13 protein-coding genes and 5 pseudogenes are annotated in these 18,780 nt (G+C 72.1%); 6 read left to right on the forward strand and 12 right to left on the reverse strand.

The window, feature by feature from the left end; translation table 11 throughout:
- Window positions 1–464 precede the first annotated feature (464 nt).
- The gene (locus RBJ77_RS41025) at window positions 465–635 is read right to left on the reverse strand and encodes a hypothetical protein (RefSeq protein ID WP_372349635.1); all 171 of its coding nucleotides are present in this window, start codon (window positions 633–635) and stop codon (window positions 465–467) included.
- 1,107 nt (window positions 636–1,742) lie between these two features.
- Between RBJ77_RS41025 and RBJ77_RS41030 the strand changes: the two are divergent.
- A pseudogene (locus RBJ77_RS41030) lies at window positions 1,743–2,477 on the forward strand (FadR/GntR family transcriptional regulator); the annotation flags it as partial.
- A 300-nt stretch (window positions 2,478–2,777) separates the two neighbouring features.
- The gene (locus RBJ77_RS41035; protein WP_372349636.1) at window positions 2,778–3,038 is read left to right on the forward strand and encodes a hypothetical protein; all 261 of its coding nucleotides are present in this window, start codon (window positions 2,778–2,780) and stop codon (window positions 3,036–3,038) included.
- A 2,601-nt stretch (window positions 3,039–5,639) separates the two neighbouring features.
- Here the strand turns inward: RBJ77_RS41035 and RBJ77_RS41040 are convergent.
- A complete protein-coding gene (locus RBJ77_RS41040) occupies window positions 5,640–5,867 on the reverse strand; it encodes a hypothetical protein (protein WP_372349637.1) in 228 nt (75 codons plus the stop codon).
- Between the two features lie 183 nt (window positions 5,868–6,050).
- Here RBJ77_RS41040 and RBJ77_RS41045 point away from each other — a divergent pair, with 183 nt between their 5' ends.
- The 3 genes from RBJ77_RS41045 to RBJ77_RS41055 all read left to right on the forward strand — a co-directional run bounded on the left by RBJ77_RS41045 (window position 6,051) and on the right by RBJ77_RS41055 (window position 7,228).
- Complete coding sequence (locus RBJ77_RS41045; protein WP_372344414.1) at window positions 6,051–6,233, forward strand: amidohydrolase family protein; 183 nt, start codon at window positions 6,051–6,053, stop codon at window positions 6,231–6,233.
- 30 nt (window positions 6,234–6,263) lie between these two features.
- On the forward strand, window positions 6,264–6,479 hold the full coding sequence (locus RBJ77_RS41050) for a hypothetical protein (RefSeq protein ID WP_372349638.1): 216 nt from the start codon (window positions 6,264–6,266) through the stop codon (window positions 6,477–6,479).
- Window positions 6,480–7,048: 569 nt separating this feature from the next.
- The gene (locus RBJ77_RS41055; RefSeq protein WP_372349639.1) at window positions 7,049–7,228 is read left to right on the forward strand and encodes a hypothetical protein; all 180 of its coding nucleotides are present in this window, start codon (window positions 7,049–7,051) and stop codon (window positions 7,226–7,228) included.
- Between the two features lie 1,394 nt (window positions 7,229–8,622).
- On the opposite strand, the gene RBJ77_RS41060 is transcribed toward RBJ77_RS41055, so the two are convergent.
- The 10 genes and pseudogenes from RBJ77_RS41060 to RBJ77_RS41105 all read right to left on the reverse strand — a co-directional run bounded on the left by RBJ77_RS41060 (window position 8,623) and on the right by RBJ77_RS41105 (window position 17,286).
- The gene (locus RBJ77_RS41060; protein ID WP_372349640.1) at window positions 8,623–8,883 is read right to left on the reverse strand and encodes a hypothetical protein; all 261 of its coding nucleotides are present in this window, start codon (window positions 8,881–8,883) and stop codon (window positions 8,623–8,625) included.
- Window positions 8,884–9,212: 329 nt separating this feature from the next.
- Window positions 9,213–9,440: a hypothetical protein gene (locus RBJ77_RS41065; RefSeq protein ID WP_372349650.1), complete on the reverse strand. Its 228-nt coding sequence runs from the start codon at window positions 9,438–9,440 to the stop codon at window positions 9,213–9,215.
- A 503-nt stretch (window positions 9,441–9,943) separates the two neighbouring features.
- Window positions 9,944–10,132, reverse strand: coding sequence for a hypothetical protein (locus RBJ77_RS41070; RefSeq protein WP_372349641.1), 189 nt, complete (start codon window positions 10,130–10,132; stop codon window positions 9,944–9,946).
- A 360-nt stretch (window positions 10,133–10,492) separates the two neighbouring features.
- Window positions 10,493–11,062: a family 20 glycosylhydrolase gene (locus RBJ77_RS41075; protein WP_372349651.1), complete on the reverse strand. Its 570-nt coding sequence runs from the start codon at window positions 11,060–11,062 to the stop codon at window positions 10,493–10,495.
- Window positions 11,063–11,746: 684 nt separating this feature from the next.
- Window positions 11,747–12,067 (reverse strand): alpha-L-fucosidase, encoded by a 321-nt coding sequence (locus RBJ77_RS41080; RefSeq protein ID WP_372349642.1) that lies wholly within the window; start codon window positions 12,065–12,067, stop codon window positions 11,747–11,749.
- Window positions 12,068–12,644: 577 nt separating this feature from the next.
- Window positions 12,645–12,890: pseudogene (locus RBJ77_RS41085) on the reverse strand (hypothetical protein); the annotation flags it as partial.
- Window positions 12,782–14,002 carry a hypothetical protein gene (locus RBJ77_RS41090; RefSeq protein WP_372349643.1) on the reverse strand — a complete coding sequence of 407 codons (1,221 nt, stop codon included), beginning with the start codon at window positions 14,000–14,002 and terminating at the stop codon, window positions 12,782–12,784. The gene RBJ77_RS41090 and the pseudogene RBJ77_RS41085, both read right to left, overlap by 109 nt.
- Before the next feature lie 776 nt (window positions 14,003–14,778).
- Window positions 14,779–15,557: pseudogene (locus RBJ77_RS41095) on the reverse strand (DUF4142 domain-containing protein).
- Window positions 15,558–15,603: 46 nt separating this feature from the next.
- A pseudogene (locus RBJ77_RS41100) lies at window positions 15,604–16,504 on the reverse strand (cytochrome c biogenesis CcdA family protein).
- Window positions 16,501–17,286: pseudogene (locus RBJ77_RS41105) on the reverse strand (DsbA family protein). Before RBJ77_RS41105 ends, RBJ77_RS41100 begins: the two co-directional pseudogenes overlap by 4 nt.
- A gap of 595 nt (window positions 17,287–17,881) precedes the next feature.
- On the opposite strand from RBJ77_RS41105, the gene RBJ77_RS41110 reads away from it, so the two are divergent.
- Window positions 17,882–18,430 carry a metal-dependent phosphohydrolase gene (locus tag RBJ77_RS41110; RefSeq protein WP_372349644.1) on the forward strand — a complete coding sequence of 183 codons (549 nt, stop codon included), beginning with the start codon at window positions 17,882–17,884 and terminating at the stop codon, window positions 18,428–18,430.
- Window positions 18,431–18,780: the final 350 nt, after the last annotated feature.

Here is an 18,780-nt window from a genome sequence, read left to right on the forward strand (position 1 = left end):
TGTTGTACTTGGTTGGATCAGATTTGGGTGTTTAACCGTTTTCGCATTTATCATTGAAACGCTTTCGCGTTTTTCGTGCGCCGCTTCACAGCAGCCGTTCGGCCTCCGTGCGCAGCTTCTTCAGCTGAAGAAGCCGCGGCGGAATCGGGCTGACGATGGTTCTCCACGACCGTCGCTCCGGTACGACGGTGGGCTTCTGGTGAACGCAAGCCACCTTGGCGCGCCAGAAGGCCTCGCGGTCGCCGAGCGGGGGCGCGGGCGCCGTCGAACAACAACGTGCCCGCGTCCGGCGCCTGAAAGGCCAGGACGGTGACGGTGGACTTGCCCGCACCGTTGCGAAGCCGACCAGCGCGTGGGACTCGCCCGCGCGCACAGGCGACCGGCCGATCTGACGAGGGCGGCGGCGGGCCAACCGCCGGCGTTTGGCGTGCCCGTGGCTACCAGAGCCGACGGGGTGGGTACCGTCATTTGACCGTGTTTCCCCACAGCTTGAGGTCGTCGACGTTGTCCTTGGTGACCAGTGGCGCGGGCGCTGGTCCTCCGGATCGCTGGGCAGCAGCTCGACGATCGTACGGAGTCGTGGTCGGTCGGCCCGGGCGGGCTTCTTCCACCATCGCGGCCTTGATGTAGTACATGCCGTACCCAGCGTACGCGTCGGCGGGCTGCAGAGACGGTGGCGTCGATCTGGCAGCCCCTTGCGGATGAGCGTGAACTCCTGCAGGATATACCGTCGTTGGAACGATCGCGATGTGGCCCACGCGCTGCGCCTTCTTGAGCATGCCCTTGGACTTGGGATCCGGGATGGCGCAGGTAGACGCCGCCCTACGCGTGAATGCCCGATGTCGGTTGGCGTTGAGAGAGGGTGTCCAGTTTGGAAGCGGCGGTGTCCGACTCCCGCGGCGGATCTCAGGACCTTCAGCTTCGGGTGCACTTCGTCTTCACGCGGTCGCGGAACGCCTTGGAGCGGTCCCGGCGTTGTTGAAGCGGAGGCCAGGTCAGCCCATGATCTTGCACGACCTTGCCGGTCTTGACCTGGCTGCCGGTACTCGCAGGCCTTCTCGCCGTACGCGACGTTGTTGGCGCGGACGACCATGGCGACCTTGCTTCTCGGGCGCGCGACGTCCACGGCGACGACCGGGACGCCCGCCTGCGCTCGGCCTGGTCGAGGCCGGCCGCGATGGCGGCGCTGTCCAGCAGGAGGAGACGACGACGGGCCCTTGACGCCCTGGTTGAGCTGGTTGTTGATGTCAGTCACTGCGAGGGGTCGCTGTTGGGTTGACCGTCTTCAGCGCGTCGACGCCCTCGGACTTCGCCATCTTCGGCACGTAGTCGTTGGCGACTGCGCCCAGAACGGCGAGGTCAGCGCGTGAGGGGCGGGATGACGCCGACCTTGCCGTCGCCGCCTCCCCGCCGCTCGATCGGCCGCGTCGTCCTTGGTGCTGCCGCACGCGCTCTCGGGACGAGGCGGCGCAGCTGGGAGGTGCCGCATGCATCCGTCCTCTCGGCACCCTCGCGGTCTTCGAGCCGCTTCGTGCCCTTCGTGGTGCCAGGTCATCGAGGCCGCTCACTAAACCGGAAGTCGCTGGAGTGCGACCGGGTCCTGCCCGTCCCAGAACCGGCGCGCCGAGATATTTATCAGACCACTTCGCCTCGACATTGCTGACCTTCCCAAAGTTCTCGGTTTGCGCCTCGAGACCTCAAATAGGTCGACCACCTCCACGCAGTGGTCGGACCGCATCGTGTTGGGCTGCGGCGCATCCGGCCGTGAGGAGGGACGTCATCGTGGAGCAGACCGCCCCCAGAAGGGCACCGTCACGGAACGGGCGATCGAGCAGATCAAGGCGATGATCGGCGGCGGCGGCAGCCTGGAGCGGCGAACGGCTGCCCCACGGAACGGGACCTGGCGGCGTGCGGCTGGGCATCTCGGTCGTCGATGCGGGAGGCGATCCCGCGCCCTGGACCGTGCTCTCGTGTCCCTGGAGGCCCGGCACGGTTTCGGGCATCTACGTCACGCAGTTGGAGGCCGGCGACCTGCTGAGACGATTCGGGGTGGTCGCGGACCCGTCGCGCGGCTCGCCTGGTCGAGCCTCCCGGAGGTGCCGGATCCTGGAGTCGACCGCCACAGCGCTGGCGGCCGCGCGCATCACCCGGCCACCGCGGCTCGCCGAGGTCGAGGAGCACCTTGGCCGCGATGGAGGGCCACCGACGGACGGAGGAGATCTCTCCCATCGATCTGGCGTTCCCACCGGGCGACACTGCCGCGGCGGAACGAGACGATGGCGGCGATCGGAAGGAGGGTTGTCGTCGCGGACGTTCCGGGCGCGGGTGCTGGCGGGGCTTTACCAGGAGGAGCGGTCGAAACGGACCCGCGCGCGAGCACGCCCGATCCACCGGGCGCTGGTCGCCCATGACCAGCGCGGCGCGGGACGCTGCCGCGGCGCACGTCGGCGAGGTGGGAGGAGTGGCTGCGGGGGCAGTCTCGGCTGGAGCCACGTGTCGGTACCGCGCCGCGTGAGCCCGCGTCTGCCCGCGCGCGGGTCGGTGGCTTCTCAGCGCAGCGCGCGCCCCTGAAGGCACGCGGCTTCGCCGCGCCTTCAGAGGGAGGTGCGCACCGAAGGTGCGCACCTCAGGGGCGCGGGGAACTGCGCTGACCAGCCACGCACAACCGGCACCCGGCAGACGCGGCTCACTCCTACTGCGGCGCGGCCACGACCAGAGCCGACAGCAGCAGCTCCAGCGCGCGGCCTCGAACGAACCGCCCGCCGCCAGATCGACAAGTGCGCACAGCCGCCAGTTCCGGGTACTCCGCATCGGAGAGCCCCGCATACACGGTCCAGGCGACGGTCGTCCGCCGCCCGCCGCTCGGCCGGCAACGCAAGATGCGCGGCATCCAGGGCCGCGTGCCACAGCACCGTGTCCACGAACGCCGAGTAGTGCCGCACGGCGTCCTCGTCGCCGAACGGCTCCGCCGCAGCAGCCCGATCCCCGACTCCACCGACCGGAACTCGTTGACCCGCCACCCGCGGATGCCCTGGTAGCCGCGGATGTGCAGCGCCATCTCCCGCAGCCCGTCCTTCCGCCACGGCATCCGGTCTCGGCTCGAAGCCGGCCATGGACCTCGCCGATGATCCGGTCCGCGACGGCGAGCAGCAGGTCGTCCGTGTTGTGGAAGTACCGGTACAGGGCGCTAGCTCGCAGCCGAGCGCGGCTCCCAGCCGGCGCATCGCTCAGGGCGTCGGGCCAGCCTGTGCTGCCCGACGACGCGTTCCCCAAATGATCGTCTCCTCGACAGTGCAGCACTTACTTGGTCGGCTTTGCGCCGCCGGCGCGTTCCGCCGGGATCCGTCCCTCGGCCATCCCGTTCCCTCCCGTAGGCGACCTCGCTCACCCTTATGTCAGCACCATTGACGCAACGCTGACAAGGCCGGTTTGATCGCAGCCTCCTCCCCCCGCGCTCGCACACCCCCTCGTAGTCCCTCGTTCTCGGTCCCAGGAGTCTGCACATGAGAAGCGAAACCCCCAGGTCTGCGCCGTTCCTCGGCGTCGTGGACGGCATCGCCGTCGCCGCGTCCAGCACCGCACACTGCCACCATATCGGCACGCATCGGGATGGGGTTCGCTGGCCGCGACGGTGGGGCTCGCGCCCCCGGCGATCCTGCTCGTCGCGTTCGTGCCGGATCCTGGGCATCGCGACCGAAGGTACGCAACGGCTCAAACCGCGACGAGCAGAACATGGGCAGCGGCTACGCACCCGCCGGCCGGTCGCTCGGCCCGTGGCTCGGGTTCCTGACCGGCTGCGACGCTGGATCGGCACCCTGATCTTCATGGCTCACACGACCGCGGTGACCGGCTCGCGTTCCGTTCGCCAACAAGGCGCACCTGAGACCGTCGGCGGGCTGCGGCTCGACCCCAACTCGACGGGCCCTGTCCACCGTCGTCGGCCCCCGTCGTGCTCGCCGCCGTCACGGTCACGGCCGTCACCCCATCCGCAAGGCGACCCGGCTGTGACCTGGCTGCTCGTCTTCGAGTACGCGGTGCTGCTCGGGGTTCTGCGGCTGGGCCCGCCACCGCGCACGGCTTCTCCTTGGTCGTGGCTGAACCCGCTGGACATCCACGACGGCACCGGCTTCGCGCAGGGGCCTGGTGCTCGCGGTGTTCTTCTTCTGGGGCTGGGACGCCGTTCAGCGTCACGGAGGAGACCGGCGACGTCCGGGACGCGGGGCGCGGATTCATCGCCCTGTTCACGATGCTCGCGCGTTCCCGTACGGGTCCCTGGCCTTCCAGCGCGAGATGTCCCTGCCTCGAGCTGGTCGAGCAGGGGTCCGCAGGCCCTCACCTACCTCGGGGCGAAGCTCGCGGACGGTGAACCGGGCGACGCTGCCCGTCGCGCCGTTGTTCTCTGCGGTGGCCTCGTTGCAGTCCAGCGTCATTCGACGGCGCGCGGCTGTCGCTATGGGGCCGACCGCACGATGGGCCCGGTGTGGACGAAGGTCAGCCCGCGCCATGGCTCGGCCGGCCGCCGGCACGGTCCTCGTCACGGCGATCTCGGCGGGCTCGCGCCGCTCGCCCTGGCGATCCCGAAGGAACGAGATGATCCTCGCCGCGGTGAACTCCATCGGTCTCGTCGTCGCGCTCTCTACTACGGGCTCACTGCGCTGGCCTGCGCCGTCCGGTTCCGCGGGGATGCTGCGCACCGCTCCCCGCCAGGCTGCGCGCGGTCGTCGCGCCGGGCCTGAGCGGGCTGGCGCTGCTCGGCATCGGCGCGTACTGCCCGCGACTACGCCACGATGAGTGACGGCTTCGAACTCAGCCCGACAACGGCTGGTTCATGCTGTCCGTGCCCGCCGCGATCATCGTGTCCGGGGTTCGTGATGGCGGCCGTCGCCAAGTACCGGCGCCGCTCCCCTACGCCCGTCACCGGACGCGGCACGGACGCCGACGCCGTCCCGCTGACCGCCACCGACGTTCCGTAACACCCGCCACCGCACAAGGAGTTGCCGCACATGCCCGACACCGGGTACACGCCGACCTGCCTGACCGGCGGCTCCGGTCCGCACCACCCCCGCCCGGTCCCGCCACCTCGGTGGCCGTCCGCGGCGAGCGGATCGTCGCCGTCGGTCACGACGAGGTGCGCGAGCTCGACGTCGTCCCGCAGCACCGAGGTCGCTTCGATCCTCGCGAAGCTGCTGGTACCGTTCCAGGATCGCGCACGCGCACCCGGTCGGCGGCGGCCTGAGCGTGATCTGGAGCGGATGACGCTCGCCGCGTACCGGGAGCGGATCGCCGCGTACGCGCGTGGAGCACGCCGACGACGCGTGGCTCACTGGCGCGGCTGGGCGATGGAGGTTCCCGGCGGGCCCGCCGACGGCCGCCGAACTGGACGCCCTGGTCCCCGACCGGCCGGTGTACCTGGTCAACCGCGCACCACCACGGGGCGTGTCAACTCCCGTGCGCTGGAACGTGCCGATCGACGCCCGTAGCGCCCGACCCGGCGGACGGCCGCATCGAGCGCGACGCGGACGGCGTCCCGACCGGCATGCTCCAGGAGGGCGCGGCGAACCTGGTGGGCCGGGCTGCTGCCGCAGGTCACCAGGGAGGAGCGGATCGCCGGTCTGCTCCGGGCCCAGGCGCTCCTGCACTCACTGGGCATCACGGCGTGGCAGGACGCGCTGCTCGGCGAGCACGCCAACCTCACCGACCCGACGGACGCGTACCTGGCCTGCGCCGCCGACGGCCGGCTCACCGCGCGCGTGGTCGGCGCCCTGTGGTGGGACCGGGCGCGCGGCACCGAGCAGATCGAGGAACTGGTGGCCCGGCGCGCGGCGGGCACCCCTCGGTCGGCTCCGCTGCACGTCGGTGAAGATCATGCAGGACGGTGTCGCCGAGAACGGCACGGCGGCGCTGCTCGGCCCGTACTCGACGGGTGCGGCTGCGCTTCGGGACTAAACAGCAGCATCTGTTTCGTGCCGCGCGCGCGCTGAAGAAGTATGCGGTCACCGAGCTCGACGCGCGGGACTTCCAGGTGCACTTCACGGCTGGGCGACCGGGCCGTGCGGGAGGCGCTGGACGCGGTGGAGGCGGCGCGGCGGGCCAACGGCCGGCGCGACACCCGCCCGCACCTGGCGCATCTCCAGGTCGTGCACCCGGACGACATCGGCCGGTTCAGGGAGCTCGGCGCGACTGCCAACATGCAGCCGCTGCGGGCGCGCACGAGCCGCAGATGGACGATCTGACGATTCCGTTCCTCGGGCGGAGCGGGCGTCGTGGCAGTACCCGTTCCGCGCTGCTGCGTCGGGGGCGACGCTACCGCGGGCAGCGACTGGCCGGTGAGCAGCCCCGATCCGATCCAGGGCATCCACGTCGCGGTGAACCGGGTGCTCGACGACGCGCCCGACGGCACCCCGGTGTTCCTGCCCGAGCAGCGCATCGGCCTGGCGGACGCGCCATCACCGCGTACACGGCGGGCAGCGCGTACGTGAACCACCCCGACGACGAGACCGGCACGATCGCGGCACCTCGCGGACCTGGTCGTCCTCGACCGGGACCCGTTCGCGGGCCCGGCCGGGAGATCGGCACGACGAGCGTGGAGCAGACGTTCGTGGGGCGGTCAGCGCGTCTTCGGCGGCTGAACCGCCGGCAGGGCGCCGCCCGGGTCGTCCGGGCTGTCGAAGCGGGACAACCCCCAGCCGGTCGGCGAGTTCACTGCCGAGCCGCTCGGCGAGGACCGCCGCCGGGTGACGCCGGCCGCGGTCCTCGCCGAGCCGCCGTTCGGCGGCGGACCAGGTGATCGTGGTCAGCCGGGCGCGGTCCGGCGGGTCCCGGGTGACGGCGACACCAGGTCCAGTCCACGAACCAGTGCCGTAATCGTGTGCCGCCCACACGGCGGCGGCGATCCTTCCACGACCCGCCCTTCGGACGTCCCGGCCGCCCGAGCGCCCAACGTCTCCGCATGTCCAGGGGCGCGGTTCGGGCCGCCGGACCACCTGGTCGCCGAGCCGCTCGTAGCGCGCGTGCACGGCGAGCTGCGCGTCGTGGGAGGGGGACGGGCGTGCCGGACCAGGACGAGGACGGCGGGCAGCAGAGCGTCGCGCAGGACCCGCCGGTCGGTCTCTGCTCGCGCACCCGCAGCGAGCGCCCACACCTCCTCGACATCGGCCGCGCACCGGAAACCTCGCAGCTCCCGCTGCTGGAGTCCGGGGTGCTGGAGGTGCGGGCGGCGACCCGGTAGCGGTTGCAGTACGAGCCGTGGCACAGCGCAGTGGAGCCGCCGCGCATCGCCCGGTTCCCGCCCTCGTCGGGGCCGCGCGGGTCCACCGCGCGCGCCGCGTCGTGCGTCGCCGTGAAGCGGTCGGCGACCCACTTCCCACACGTTGCCGACGACGTTGTGGGAGGCCGCGCGCGTAGCCGGTAGGCGTCGACGGGGGCCGTGCCAATGTGGCCGTCCGCGCCGGTGTCAACCTTTCGGGAAGCCGCCCCGCCAGATGTTGCAGCGCCAGCGGCCGCGCGGGGTCAGTCTCGTCGCCCCACGGGTAGCGGGCCTGGTCGAGCGCCGCCGCGGGCCGCGTACTCCCACTGGCCTCGGTGGGCGGCCGCTTGCCGCCCACCGCGCGTACCTGCGCGTCGTCCCAGGAGACGTGGGACGACGGTGCGCCTGGCCCGGAGTCGCCGACGCCGGACCCCGGGCCCCCGGGCGCGCCAGGTGGCTCCTTCGGACGCCGCGCCACCACGGGTTCCGGCGGGCGCCCGGTCGGCCCGGACCTGCTGGGGGTGAGGAAGCCCGCGAAGACGTACGACCAGCCGAACCGCTCGGCGGCGGTGACGGTCCGGTCTCCTGACGAAGGCCGCGAACCGGGGCGTTGGTGACGGCGTGTTCGTCGATGCGAACGCGGCGACCGTGAATCGCGCACAACCCTCGCCGTCGCCCGGGTTGGCCCGCTCGTCCTCGCGTCTATGCAACGTGCCGCCGGGCAGCGTCACCATGCCGCGGCCGGAGGGCGCGCGACGCGGGGCGACCGGTTGCGGCATCGGGGCCTGAAAGGTGGCGCCGCGGGGTGCGGCGCAGCATGCGGGGGCGGCTGAGCTGGTCCCGTCCGCCGTCACAGGAACGTCGCGCGGTCAATGGTCTTTCTCCTCGTGCGGCCTCCGGCTCTCGGGTGTCCGGGCCGATCCTTCGCATCGTGACGGGCGGGGCCTGGCCCCCGCCCGTCCGCTCACACCTGTGACTTGTGCAGAGGCCGAACTCCTTGAGGTGGACGGTCGAGCGGGGACCGGGTGACCCGCAGCCGCCAGCGGCGCGCGGTGACCGGTGCCGCCAGCGGCAGGGATGCGGGGCCGCGCCGATCGTGCCGAGTGCGGCGACGGTCCGCCAGGTTCCGTCCGCCTCGGCCTCGACCACGAACTGCTCCACCTGCCGACCGAGCCGGATGTCCTCGGCGGAGCCGGATCCGGTCGACGGCGAGGGGCCTGCCGAGGTCGACGGTGCGGGCACCCGCGCCGTCGTCGGTGACGCGGGCGCCGCGCGCCAGGTCCCTGGGCAGCTCCCGGTCGGTGCGCTCGCGGAACTCCTGAGGCGTGGCGACGTCGGCCGCGGGCGCGCAACCGTCCTGTCCGGCGGGACGCCGGCTAAGCAGGACGGCGCCGCGCCCCCACCGACTGGAACCAGACGTCGGTCAACTGCTCGACGGACTTGGGCTGTTGGTCGGCGTGGTAGAACCAGCCCGGCCGGATCGACACATCGTACTCGGCGGGCCACCACTGGAGCGCGGCGGCGGTCGGCTGCGCTCGACGAGGGCCTCCCGGCTGCCGTTGTCGGGTGCGTCGTAGGGCAGCACGTAGTCGTGCTACCCTGCTGCTGCCGGTGTCCTTGACGGGGATGACGCCCACTTTCGTTCTCGCGCGCCATGCCGCCCTCGTTGCCGACCCAGCGCACGTCGTGGCCCGGACCACGGCGATCGAGGCGTCCGCGAGCGAGCGCGCGGATCAGGGCGTACCAGCTGTCCCCAGTCGTACTTTCTCGACCTTGTCGCGGGATGCGGCCTCTGCGTCGTCGAACCACACCCGTCGACCGGGCCGTACTGCGAGCACCTCGTAGAGCTGGTTGAGCATGTGGGCGCCGTAGTCGGCAGGCGTCGAGGTCGTACGTGGGCAGGCTCGCGGCCCGCGCGGTCGTCGCCGTCGACCAGCGGTCGGCACGGTGCGGTGCGGCGCTGCCGTTAGCGTAGACGCCGTCGAGGTACTGGTTCTCGTCGGCGGCGGCGATGTAGACGCCGACCTTGATGCCGTACTTGCGCATGGGAGTCAGCAACGAGCGCAGCACGTCGCCGCGTCCGTCGCGCCAGCTGCTGCTCGCCACGCCAGCCGGGTGACCGCGACGGGTAGAGGACGAAGCCGTCGTGGTGCTTGGCGGTGAGGATGGCGAGTTTGAATCCGCCGTCGCGCAGGGCGCGCGCCCACTGGTCGGTGTCGAGCCCGTGGGCTGGAAGACGTCCGTCCTCGTCGCCTGTGCCCCCATTCGAGGCCGGTGAAGGTGTTCACGCCGAAGTGCAGGAACGCGGTCTTCTCCAGCCGCTGCCAGGCGAGTTGGCGCTTGGCGCGGACCTCGGCGGCCTTGGCGACGAGTTCGTCGGGGGTGTCGTCCGGGCCGACGGGGATCCGGTAGTGGTCTCGTGGGGTCGCCGCGAAGGCGGGCAGGCTGGTGGTGGCGACGACCGCCGTGGCCGTGCCGGCCAGGAGGGCGTGCCGTCTGCTGAGTGCCATCTGTGCGGGGGTCCCTCGGTTCAGCCCTGCGAGGGTCCAGGTCAGATCTCCATGGTCCGGCGGGTCCTGGACGAGCCGGCCGCCGGGGGTCGCGTCGAGGTTCATCCGCGATCGCGCCGCGATTCGGTATCCGGCGCCGTCACGTGAAACCGCCAGCGCTGGAGGGTGTTCTTCGGGTCGCAGGTTCTCAGGTGCGCGGAGCCGGCCCAGCGGCACGTTGGAGGGTGAGCTTGCCGCTGCGGGTCTCCAGGCAGCGGGCGCCGTCGGCGGAGGCGATGGTCAGATAGCCGTCGGCGGTGCGGCTCAGGCGTACGTCGGCCGGGGCGGTGCGGTGGCCGCGGTCGGCGAGCGTGTACGTCCCGTCGGCGAGCGGCACGCGGGTCAGGTCCAGGCGCCCTGCGGGCGGTGCCGACGGCGTCGGCCCGGGCGGTGAACCCGGCGTAGTCGGCGTCGGGTGGGCCGCGCCCCAGGTGGTCTGGGCGATGTGCGAGCGGGCAGCCGGGCGGCCGAAGCCACTCGTTCTCGGTCCCGCCGCGGCCGTTGTCCGGCCAGAGGCTGATCTGGCGCCGGTGATGCCGTCGCGCGACGTGAGCTTTCGCCCTCGAAGCTGCGCGGGTCCCACTGCTGGTCGTACAGCTTCTTCGTGTCGGTGTGGAAGCCGCCGCGGACGAGGTAGAGGGAGTAGGCGGCGTTCATCACGGGTAGCCCTGCGCGATCAGGGTGCTCGGCTTCACCTTCACGTCCAGCCAGTGCTCGACGGTCGTGCCGGGGTGACGGGCACGGTGTTGGCGCCGGTCAGTCCGTCGTTCCAGATCCGCAGCTGCCGGTCTGCTCGCCGCGTACGCCTCGACCTGGTTGACGAAGTCGATGAACGCGTCCTGGGGTGGCGTCCGGCCCTGTACTCTGGCGCGCGTACCCAGGACGTGCGGGTACTTGGCGAAGTCGGAGCCGAGCATGTACTGTCGGCGCCCATGTGCCACCAGCGGGCGGGGGAACACCTCGGCGTACTCGTCGATGAGGCTCTTGTAGTAGGCGAGCGCCTTCGGGCTCGGTGATGTCGAGGCGGGACGGCTGGGCCTTGCCGTCGGTGTCGACGAGCTGGGAGGTCGGGCCGGTCCTGGATCCACGGGTCCATGTGGCCCGGCGAGTTGATCTCCGGGACGATGGTGACGTGGTACTTCTCGCCGAGCGCGACGAGCCGGCGGATCTCCTCCTGGTGTAGTACCCCCAGGTGTTGGGCCCTCGCGGGGCGTCGCTCTTCACCTTGATCTCCAGCAGGAGCTGGATTGAGCTTGCGGTACGCCATGTCGCGCACCAGGCTCTCCAGCCAGTCCGTGGAGATGTGGATGTAGCAGGCGCAGACGCCGACGCCGCGTTCCTCGTACCCGGGTACGTCGACGGTGCGTCCGGCGGGGCTATCTCGTCGCCCTGGGCGAGGGAGCTGGAGGAGGTGCGGGTGCCGTAGAAGGCACCCGGCCCCGGCGGCGCCGGTGATCTCCAGGCGGCTGCCCGCCCGCAACTCGTAGCGCCCTCGTCCCCGAGTTGCTTCCCGGTCCGGACGTACGTCGACGACGATGTCGCCGGCGCGGGACGGGCCGCCGGTGACGGGCACCGTGCCCTTTCCTGCGGCGCGCAGATCGTCGGCGGGGTGCGGGCGACGCGCCGGGCAGCGGCGTCGCCCGCGACCAGCCTGGTCTTCTCGTCGAACGCGTAACTCCCTTCTGCGGCGTCCAGTTCGTGAGTGCGGGCAGCGTCTTCGGGGGCGGGGCCGCCGGGGTGTCCGCGCGGGCGGCGGAGACCGGTACCGCGGCCAGTAGCAGGGCCAGCACGGTGCCCACGATCCGGGAGGACCTCGTCACGTTCATCGCCCCTGCCCTTCGACCTTGAACACCCACACGTGCTCGCCGGCCCGGCGCGGCGGCGGGCACGTCGATCACGAACGCGCCGCCCTTGACGGTCCAGTCGAGCGGCCGTGGGTACCCGAGCATCGTCACCTTGTCGCCGGGGCGCACCGGCACCGGCGCCTCGACCGTGAGCCGGGCCCCGGGCTGGGCGAGCGAGTGGATGTGTAGAACGCCTTGTCCGGCCGGACGGTGAACCGCAGGTCCTCGCCGAGCTGGGCCATCCGCGCCCAGTACGTGGTGTCGTAGATCGCCTCGCCGTTGACCTTCAGCCAGTGGCCGGTCTCGCGCAGCCGGGTCTGCATGATCTCGGGGATGGTGCCGTCGGCGCGCGGCCCGATGTCGAGGAGGAAGTTGCCGTTCTTCGACACGATGTCGACGAGGCTGTGCACGACCTCCTCGGTGGTCATGTAGCGGTCGTCGGGGGTCTGCGCGTTGTAGCCGTAGGAGAACGGGTCGAGGCCCCGGCTGGACGTCCCACTTGGCGACGACCGTGTTGTCGTGTCGTGTACTCGGGCGTCGTGAAGTCGTGGAAGCCGATCCCGGCGCGGTTGTTGACGGCGACTTCCAGGGGCTCGGGCCGGTTCTTGCCGTGGCTGAAGCTACTCGGCGAGGACGTGCAGCGAAGTCGTTGTCCCCGCCGATGTCGCACCACATCAGCTGCAGGTCGTACTGGTGGATCCAGCTCCAGCATCTGCTGGGCCTGAGTCCTTCACGTAGTCCTTTGCCGGCCGTGTAGCCGGGTGTGAGGGGACGGGCTCCAGGGTGTACAGGTTGCGCGGGGCGTGCCCCAATCCAGGGGTGGTCCGCTGAATCCATTCGGGCATGGAGAAGTACAGGCCGCGGTGGAGTTCGGGCGCATACTTCTTCAGCGTCGAAGAGCTCCTTGACAGAGGTCCTTCTTGGGACATCTGGACGGAGTTGCGGTCGGACAGCTTGGTGTCCCACAGCGCGAAAGCCCTCGTGGTGCTTGGACGTGAGCACGTGGTACTGGGCGCCCGCCGCGTCCCGAAGAAAGCCCACCCAGGGAGCGCGGGGTCGAACTTGTCCGGCGGTGAAGCTGCGGGATGAAGTCGTCGTAGGCGAAGTCCTCGCCGTAGACCTCCTTGTGGTGCGCGCGTACGTCAACGCTGTTCGGGTCCTGCATCTGGTTCCAGCACCACTCTCGGCGTACTGGGTGCCGACGGGGCGCCCAGGCGGGCGCGGGAGTAGGCGCCCCAGTGGGATGAAGATGCCGAACTTGGCCGCGTGGAACCAGTGGGGCGCTCTGGTGTCCGGAGAGCGGGGCCTCGGTCGGCCGGTAGTCGGGCACGCCGAGCGTCAGCTTCCGTGCCGCGGTGGCCGCCCGGCTGCCGCGTGGGCGGTGGCGACGACCGTGCCGTCCTGGACGGTGCCGGGGGCGACGCCGCCCCGGCTGCGGGATGCCGACGCGGACCCTGGCCTGCTCCCCGGGGCGAGCCCACGTCGCGGGCGGGCTCGACGGTGCGGGCGCCGGGCACATCGACGCCGACGGTCAGCGCGTCGGAGGCGAGGACGGCGACGGTGCCGGCGTTGATGACGGTCGCCTCGACGCTCTGGGCGCCGGTCTCCTCCAGCAGCGGGAAGGTGGAGCCGGGCGTCGCGCAGGGCGAGGGCCCGGCCCTCGGCGGCCGGCTGCAGGAGAGCGCGAACGACGCAGGGCCGTCTTGTTCTCCTCGGCGGGGTCCAGCTTCGGTGCAGGGTAGAGGGGCGACGGCCTTCTGCGGGTCGCGCTCCAGCGCGATCTCGCTGACGCCGATGCCGACGCGCGCGTCCTTGGTGCCGTCGTCTCGGTAGCGGAACGAGGCGCCGGCGGCGCCGCTGCCCGCGCGCCAGTCGGGGGCGCTCAGGCCCGCGCCGGCCGTGGAGCCGTCGGCGTAGTGGACGGTGGCCTGGCCGGACCTGCGTCGCCGTAGCTGCCGGCGGCGAGGAACAGGGCCGAGAGGTAGCGGCTCTGGGCGGTTCGATGCGCTGGCCGAGCGCGACAAATGTTGTTCTTCGCGCCCGCCGAGGACGTCGGGAACCATAGGGCACGCCGTCGACTTCGAGCCGTCCGGCGGGCAGTTCCTCGCCGGGGGAAGGTGTGCCGCTGCCGTCGAAGCTGCCGCCCGGGCGTCGGCGGTGTCGATGCCGTCGTTGTCGAAATGGGCGTCCAGCGGCACCGGGACCGGGGGCGGGGACGGTGCCCCAGTCACCCGCGGCACCGGCCGCCCGGGCGCTCCGGTCTGCGCGGCGGCGGCCGGACCCGCCGTACCCCACGGCAGAGCGGTCGCGGCGGCCACGACGGCTGCGGTTCCGAGGACCTGGCGTCTTGGGTACGCACTCATGCACAGCACTCCCTGAAGGCGGCTCGGCTTGCATTCATCGGAGGTCTGATGATGCTGGCGTGCACGGGAGGCGTCACGGACTGTGCAGACAGAGGAGTTGACAAATGATCCGATGACACAGGGGAGCCAATCAGAGAGCGCCGAACGCCCCGGCACACCGGAAGCCCTCGGAGCCCCCGGACATCACTTGTGCCCGCACTCCTCACCGTGGAGGAGTGCGGGCGTACGGTCGGGGCTGCGGGACCCCAGCTCAGTCGACGCTGGGCAGGATGCGGGTTCGGCGAGATCGTCCTCGTACCCGGCGAGGCGGATCGGGGCCGACCGGGCCCAGACGTCGAGGCTGCCGAGCTTCCCCGGCCTGCGGCCGGCCCGCTCCGTGCGTTCCTTCGGGCGTTGCTCGCGATTCGTCTTCTGGTGTCACCGCGCACCTCTTGTGTGTCGGGTAACCCGCTCCGGCGAGGCCCGGGCCCAGCGTCGCGCGGGCACCGGAGGCCCGATCGGGCTTGGAGTGGAAGGCCAGTTCGGGCGCGGTGGCGCTGGTTGTCGCTGGTGGATCGGCCGTGGTGACTGGCCTCTCTCTGACGGAACCATGGGTACGGGTGGGACCCACTTGCAGTAACCGTCCGGCTACAGAGTAACCAAATGAGCGGGGGTCCGCTCGATGGGGTTGAAACCCGGGCATCCCCTGGGGTCGCCGGGTGTTCATTCAGCCACGCGGGGCGGGCCGACGCGACCGGTCTTCCGCCGTCCGCCCGGTCTGCGTCCGTACGAGTGGGTCAGGAGGTGGGGGCGGGACGGTCGGTGTTGATGGAGCAGGTCGCGTCGTCGCCCGGCTCGGCCGACGGGTACGAGGTGGCGTCCGGCGAACCGGTGGGCCGGGCGGGCGCGGGGGCGGGCGGGACCTGCCCGTTCGGCGCCGGCGGTCCGGTCGGGCTGGCGTCGCCGCGCCCGCCGCCTCGTCGGCGATCGCGTCGAAGTCCACGTCACCGGTGCCCTCCAGCATGGTGATGTGGTCGAGCACCGTCTGGTTGGCGTCGCGGCCAGGGTCCGTACCAGCGTGTTGCGGGTGGTGTGCCGGACCTGGGCGATGAGGGCGAACACCTTTCCGTGCGAGTCCCGCAGCAGATTGGCGAACTTCCGCTCGTAGTCCTTGCCGCTCGCCGCCGACAGCTCGTCGAGCCAGCCCTGCTGCTGCGGGTTCGGCTGGTTGGGGAGTTCCACGCCGAGCTGCGCCGGCCACGCGCGCACCCGCTGGTCGAGGTCGGTGTGGCCGACGACGAGGTGGTCGCCGGCGTCCCGGATCGCCTTGGTCGGGGGCGCGCTCCATGGCCTGCTGGCCCCGCCGGTATCTCCACAGCCCGGCGAGCCTGACCTTGACGATGAAGTCCCGGTCGGTCGCCGACAGCGGGCCCCACTGGGTGGCCACCGTGGCGGCGTTCAGGTTCGCCTGGCCCGTTCCCGACCGGTCCGCGTACGACCAGATCGGGAAGGCCAGGGCGCCGAGGGTGGCGACCAGGGCGGCGAGGATGAGGGCGGTGCCGTTGACGCGACGCAAGCAGTCCTCCCGGTGACCGACGTCGACTCGCCGGTACGGCGAGCTACTAGTGGTACGGGAAGATACGGGCGCGGCGGGTGTCGTGTTCCAGCTCCTCGCGGGGTTCGCCGTCCTCGGTCACGTTCCGTGTCCGGCCGCGGCGGGCGCGGACCGCGAACACCCCGCCCACGACGGCGACGGCCAGGGGCGAGCAGCGCCACGTCCGGCACTCCGGTCGCCGGCGCCCGCGCCCACTGCTCGACGGCGAACGAGTCGTCGACGTCGAGCAGTCCGGGCAGCGCCGTCGTCCCGTCGAAGACCAGGAACAGGGTGCCGAGCGCGATGAAGAAGAGCCCGGAGGCGAGGGTCGTCGTGTGCGCCTCGAACCGGCCGATCCGCACCGGCCGCCCGCGCAGCCAGCGCCGCCCGCCGAGGTCGAAGCGCTCCCAGAGCAGGGCGAGCAGGAACAGCGGTACCGCCATGCCCAGCGCGTAGACGGCGAGCAGCGCCCCGCCGTACACCGGGTGCCCGCCGAGCGCGGCGACGGTGAGGACGCTGCCGAGGATCGGTCCCGCGCAGAATCCGGCGAGTCCGTAGACGGCGCCGAGCGCGTACACGGAGACGGCGTTGGTGGGCCTGATCCGCCCGGACAGCTCGGTCATCCGGCGCGAGGCGAAGCCCCGGCCCGCGATCTGCAGCACGCCGAGCGCGATGATCAGCCAGCCGCCGAGGGCGACCAGCAGGTCCCGGTTGCCGTAGAAGAAGCGGCCCGCGTACGAGCCGGCGGCGCCGAGCGGCACCAGGGTGGTGGCGAGCCCCAGGTAGAAGATGCCGGTGCAGGGCGACGAGCCGGGTCGGGAGCTGTCGACGGAGTACGCGAAGAAGGCGGGCAGCAGCAGGGCGCTGCACGGGCTGAGCAGCGCGAGCAGGCCGCCGAGGAACGCCGCGAGGTAGCCGATGTCGCTCACCGTGCGGCCTGCGCCTTCGCCGTCTCGACCGCCTGCTCGAAGGTGGCCGCGGGCTGGGCGCCCGCGATGGGCTGTCCCGTTGACGAGGAAGGAGGGCGTGGACGTGGCGCCCAGGCGGTACGCCTCGTCCCGGTCCTGCCGACGGCCGCGCGCGCCGCCGCGCCGTCCCGGTCGGTGCGGAACCGGTCGAGGTCCTTCACCCCGGCCTCCCGGGCCAGGGCGTCCAGCGCGCGCGGCGCCGAAGCCCTTCTCCTTGGCGCCGTCGGCGTAGGCCGCCGCGTGGAACTGCCAGAAGCGGCCCCTGCTGCCCGGCGGCCCAGGAGGCATGCGCGGCGGCACTCCGGACTCGGCGCCGAAGATCGGGAAGTTGCGCCATTCGATGCGCAGCGTGCCGTCGTCGACGTACTTCTTCACGAGGGCGGGTTCGGTGTCGCGGGCGAACTTGCCGCAGTAGCCGCACTTGAAGTCGGCGTACTCGATGAGGACCACGGGCGCGTCCGCACGGCCCTGCGCGAGGGCGTCGCCGGCGTCGCGCCGGGCGAGCTTCACGAGCTCGGCGGTGGCGTCGTCGAGCTGCTGCCCGAGTCGCCCTCCTCGGTGACCACGGGGTACGGGGCTCGGGCCGGGTCGCGGTGTACGAGACGGTGCCGAGGCGCGGCGGCCACGGCGACGGCGGCGCAGACGGCGAGCGGACGTCGCTTTCCGGGGGTGTTCCTACCGGTGGTGTTCTTGCCGGATGTGTTCTTGACGCCGGTGTTCTTGGGCGTGGCGTTTTCGGGCATGGCGAAGTCGTCCTTGCGTGCGGAGGTACGGGTGATGACGCGGGTGAGTGGGCGTCATCTACACGCGCAGGACGGACAGTTCGACCGGTGAGGGCGGGTCGTGCGGCGGCGGGCCCGCGGCCGGCCGGGGTCGGCGGGACGGTGCCGTCGAACGTGGCGTCGGCGCCGAGCCCGTGCTCGTGCACGAGCGGCGCGAGGGGGAGTTCGTGGGCGGACGTGCCGCGCGCGGGCACGCCCCTGCCGGCCGTCCAGGGGCGTGCTGCCGCTCGGGGTCGCAGCCGGGTGTCGCGGGCGCGACCCGGGCGACCGTGCGGGCGTCGGCCTGCGGGGCGGTCGCCGCGCACGCGGGGAGACGCCGAGGACGGAGACGAGCAGCGCCATCAGCAGCGCACCCCCAGCAGGACGCGCGCGCCCGGCGCGGCAGGGGCGCGTCCGGGTGCGGTGGGTCGGGCGGGGCATGCGGGCAATTCTGCACCACACGAGGGAAGGAACGTTAACGTCCCGTTGACCGGTCCGTCAGGGTCCTCATGGTCTGCTTCCGGACAGGCAGCGGAGGATCTTCGGGAGGAGTCCCGTCCATGGAACGCGTCGAGCTGTGCACCGTCGAGGAGTTGATGGCCGCGCTGTACGCCTGCCGGAGGCGCGTGGGACACCCCTCGACCGCAGCGGTGACCCCGTCGACCTGCACGACCACGCGCTGCAGACGGCGGCGCTGCTGCGCCGTTCCCGGCCCAGCGACAAGGGAGTTGCAGGTCGCGGGTCTGGTGCACGACCTCGGACACCTGCTGAGGCCCGGGGCGACGACGCGGGGCACGCGGACCGGGCGGCGGAGGCGGTGCGCGGGCTGCTCGGTGAGCGGGTGGCGCGGCTGGTGCGGCTGCACGTGCCGGCCAAGCGGTACCTCGCGGCCGTCGAGCCGGGCCGTGGGCTGTCCGCGCAGAGTTCGCTGACGCTCGGTGCGCAGGGTGGTCCGATGACGGCGCGCGAGGTGGCGGCGTTCGAGGCGGATCCGCTGGCGGAGGACGCGGTGACGCTGCGGCAGGCGGACGACGCGGGCAAGGTGGTCGGGCTCGATGCCGGGTCGGTGGAGAGACTGGCGGGCCGTGGTCGAGGCTGGTGGCGCAGAGGGGTGCCGGTGCGCTGAGCGGTGTCGCCGCGAAGGGTGGTGCCGCGAAGGGTGGTGCCGCGAAGGGTGGTGCCGCGAAGGGTTGTTGCCGGAGTGCGGGCCGGTGGGGGGCTGGTCGCGCAGTTTCCCGCGCCCCTGGGAGGCACGCCCTTCGGGCGGCCTTCCCCGTGGGGGAAGGCTGCGCGAAGCGCATGCCTTCCAGGGGCGCGGGGAACTGCGCGAGCAACCACGACGGAACCCGCGGACGAGATCGATCCGCGGCACGGCAGACGCTCAGGGGCGCGGGAACTGCGCGACCAGTCACGATGCACCCGCAGTCCGCGACGAGCTCGGCCTGGCAGACGCAGTCGGCCTCTCAGAGGCGCGGG

Source organism: Streptomyces sp. KL116D, from assembly GCF_030766975.1.
GTDB lineage: Bacteria > Actinomycetota > Actinomycetes > Streptomycetales > Streptomycetaceae > Streptomyces > Streptomyces longispororuber_A.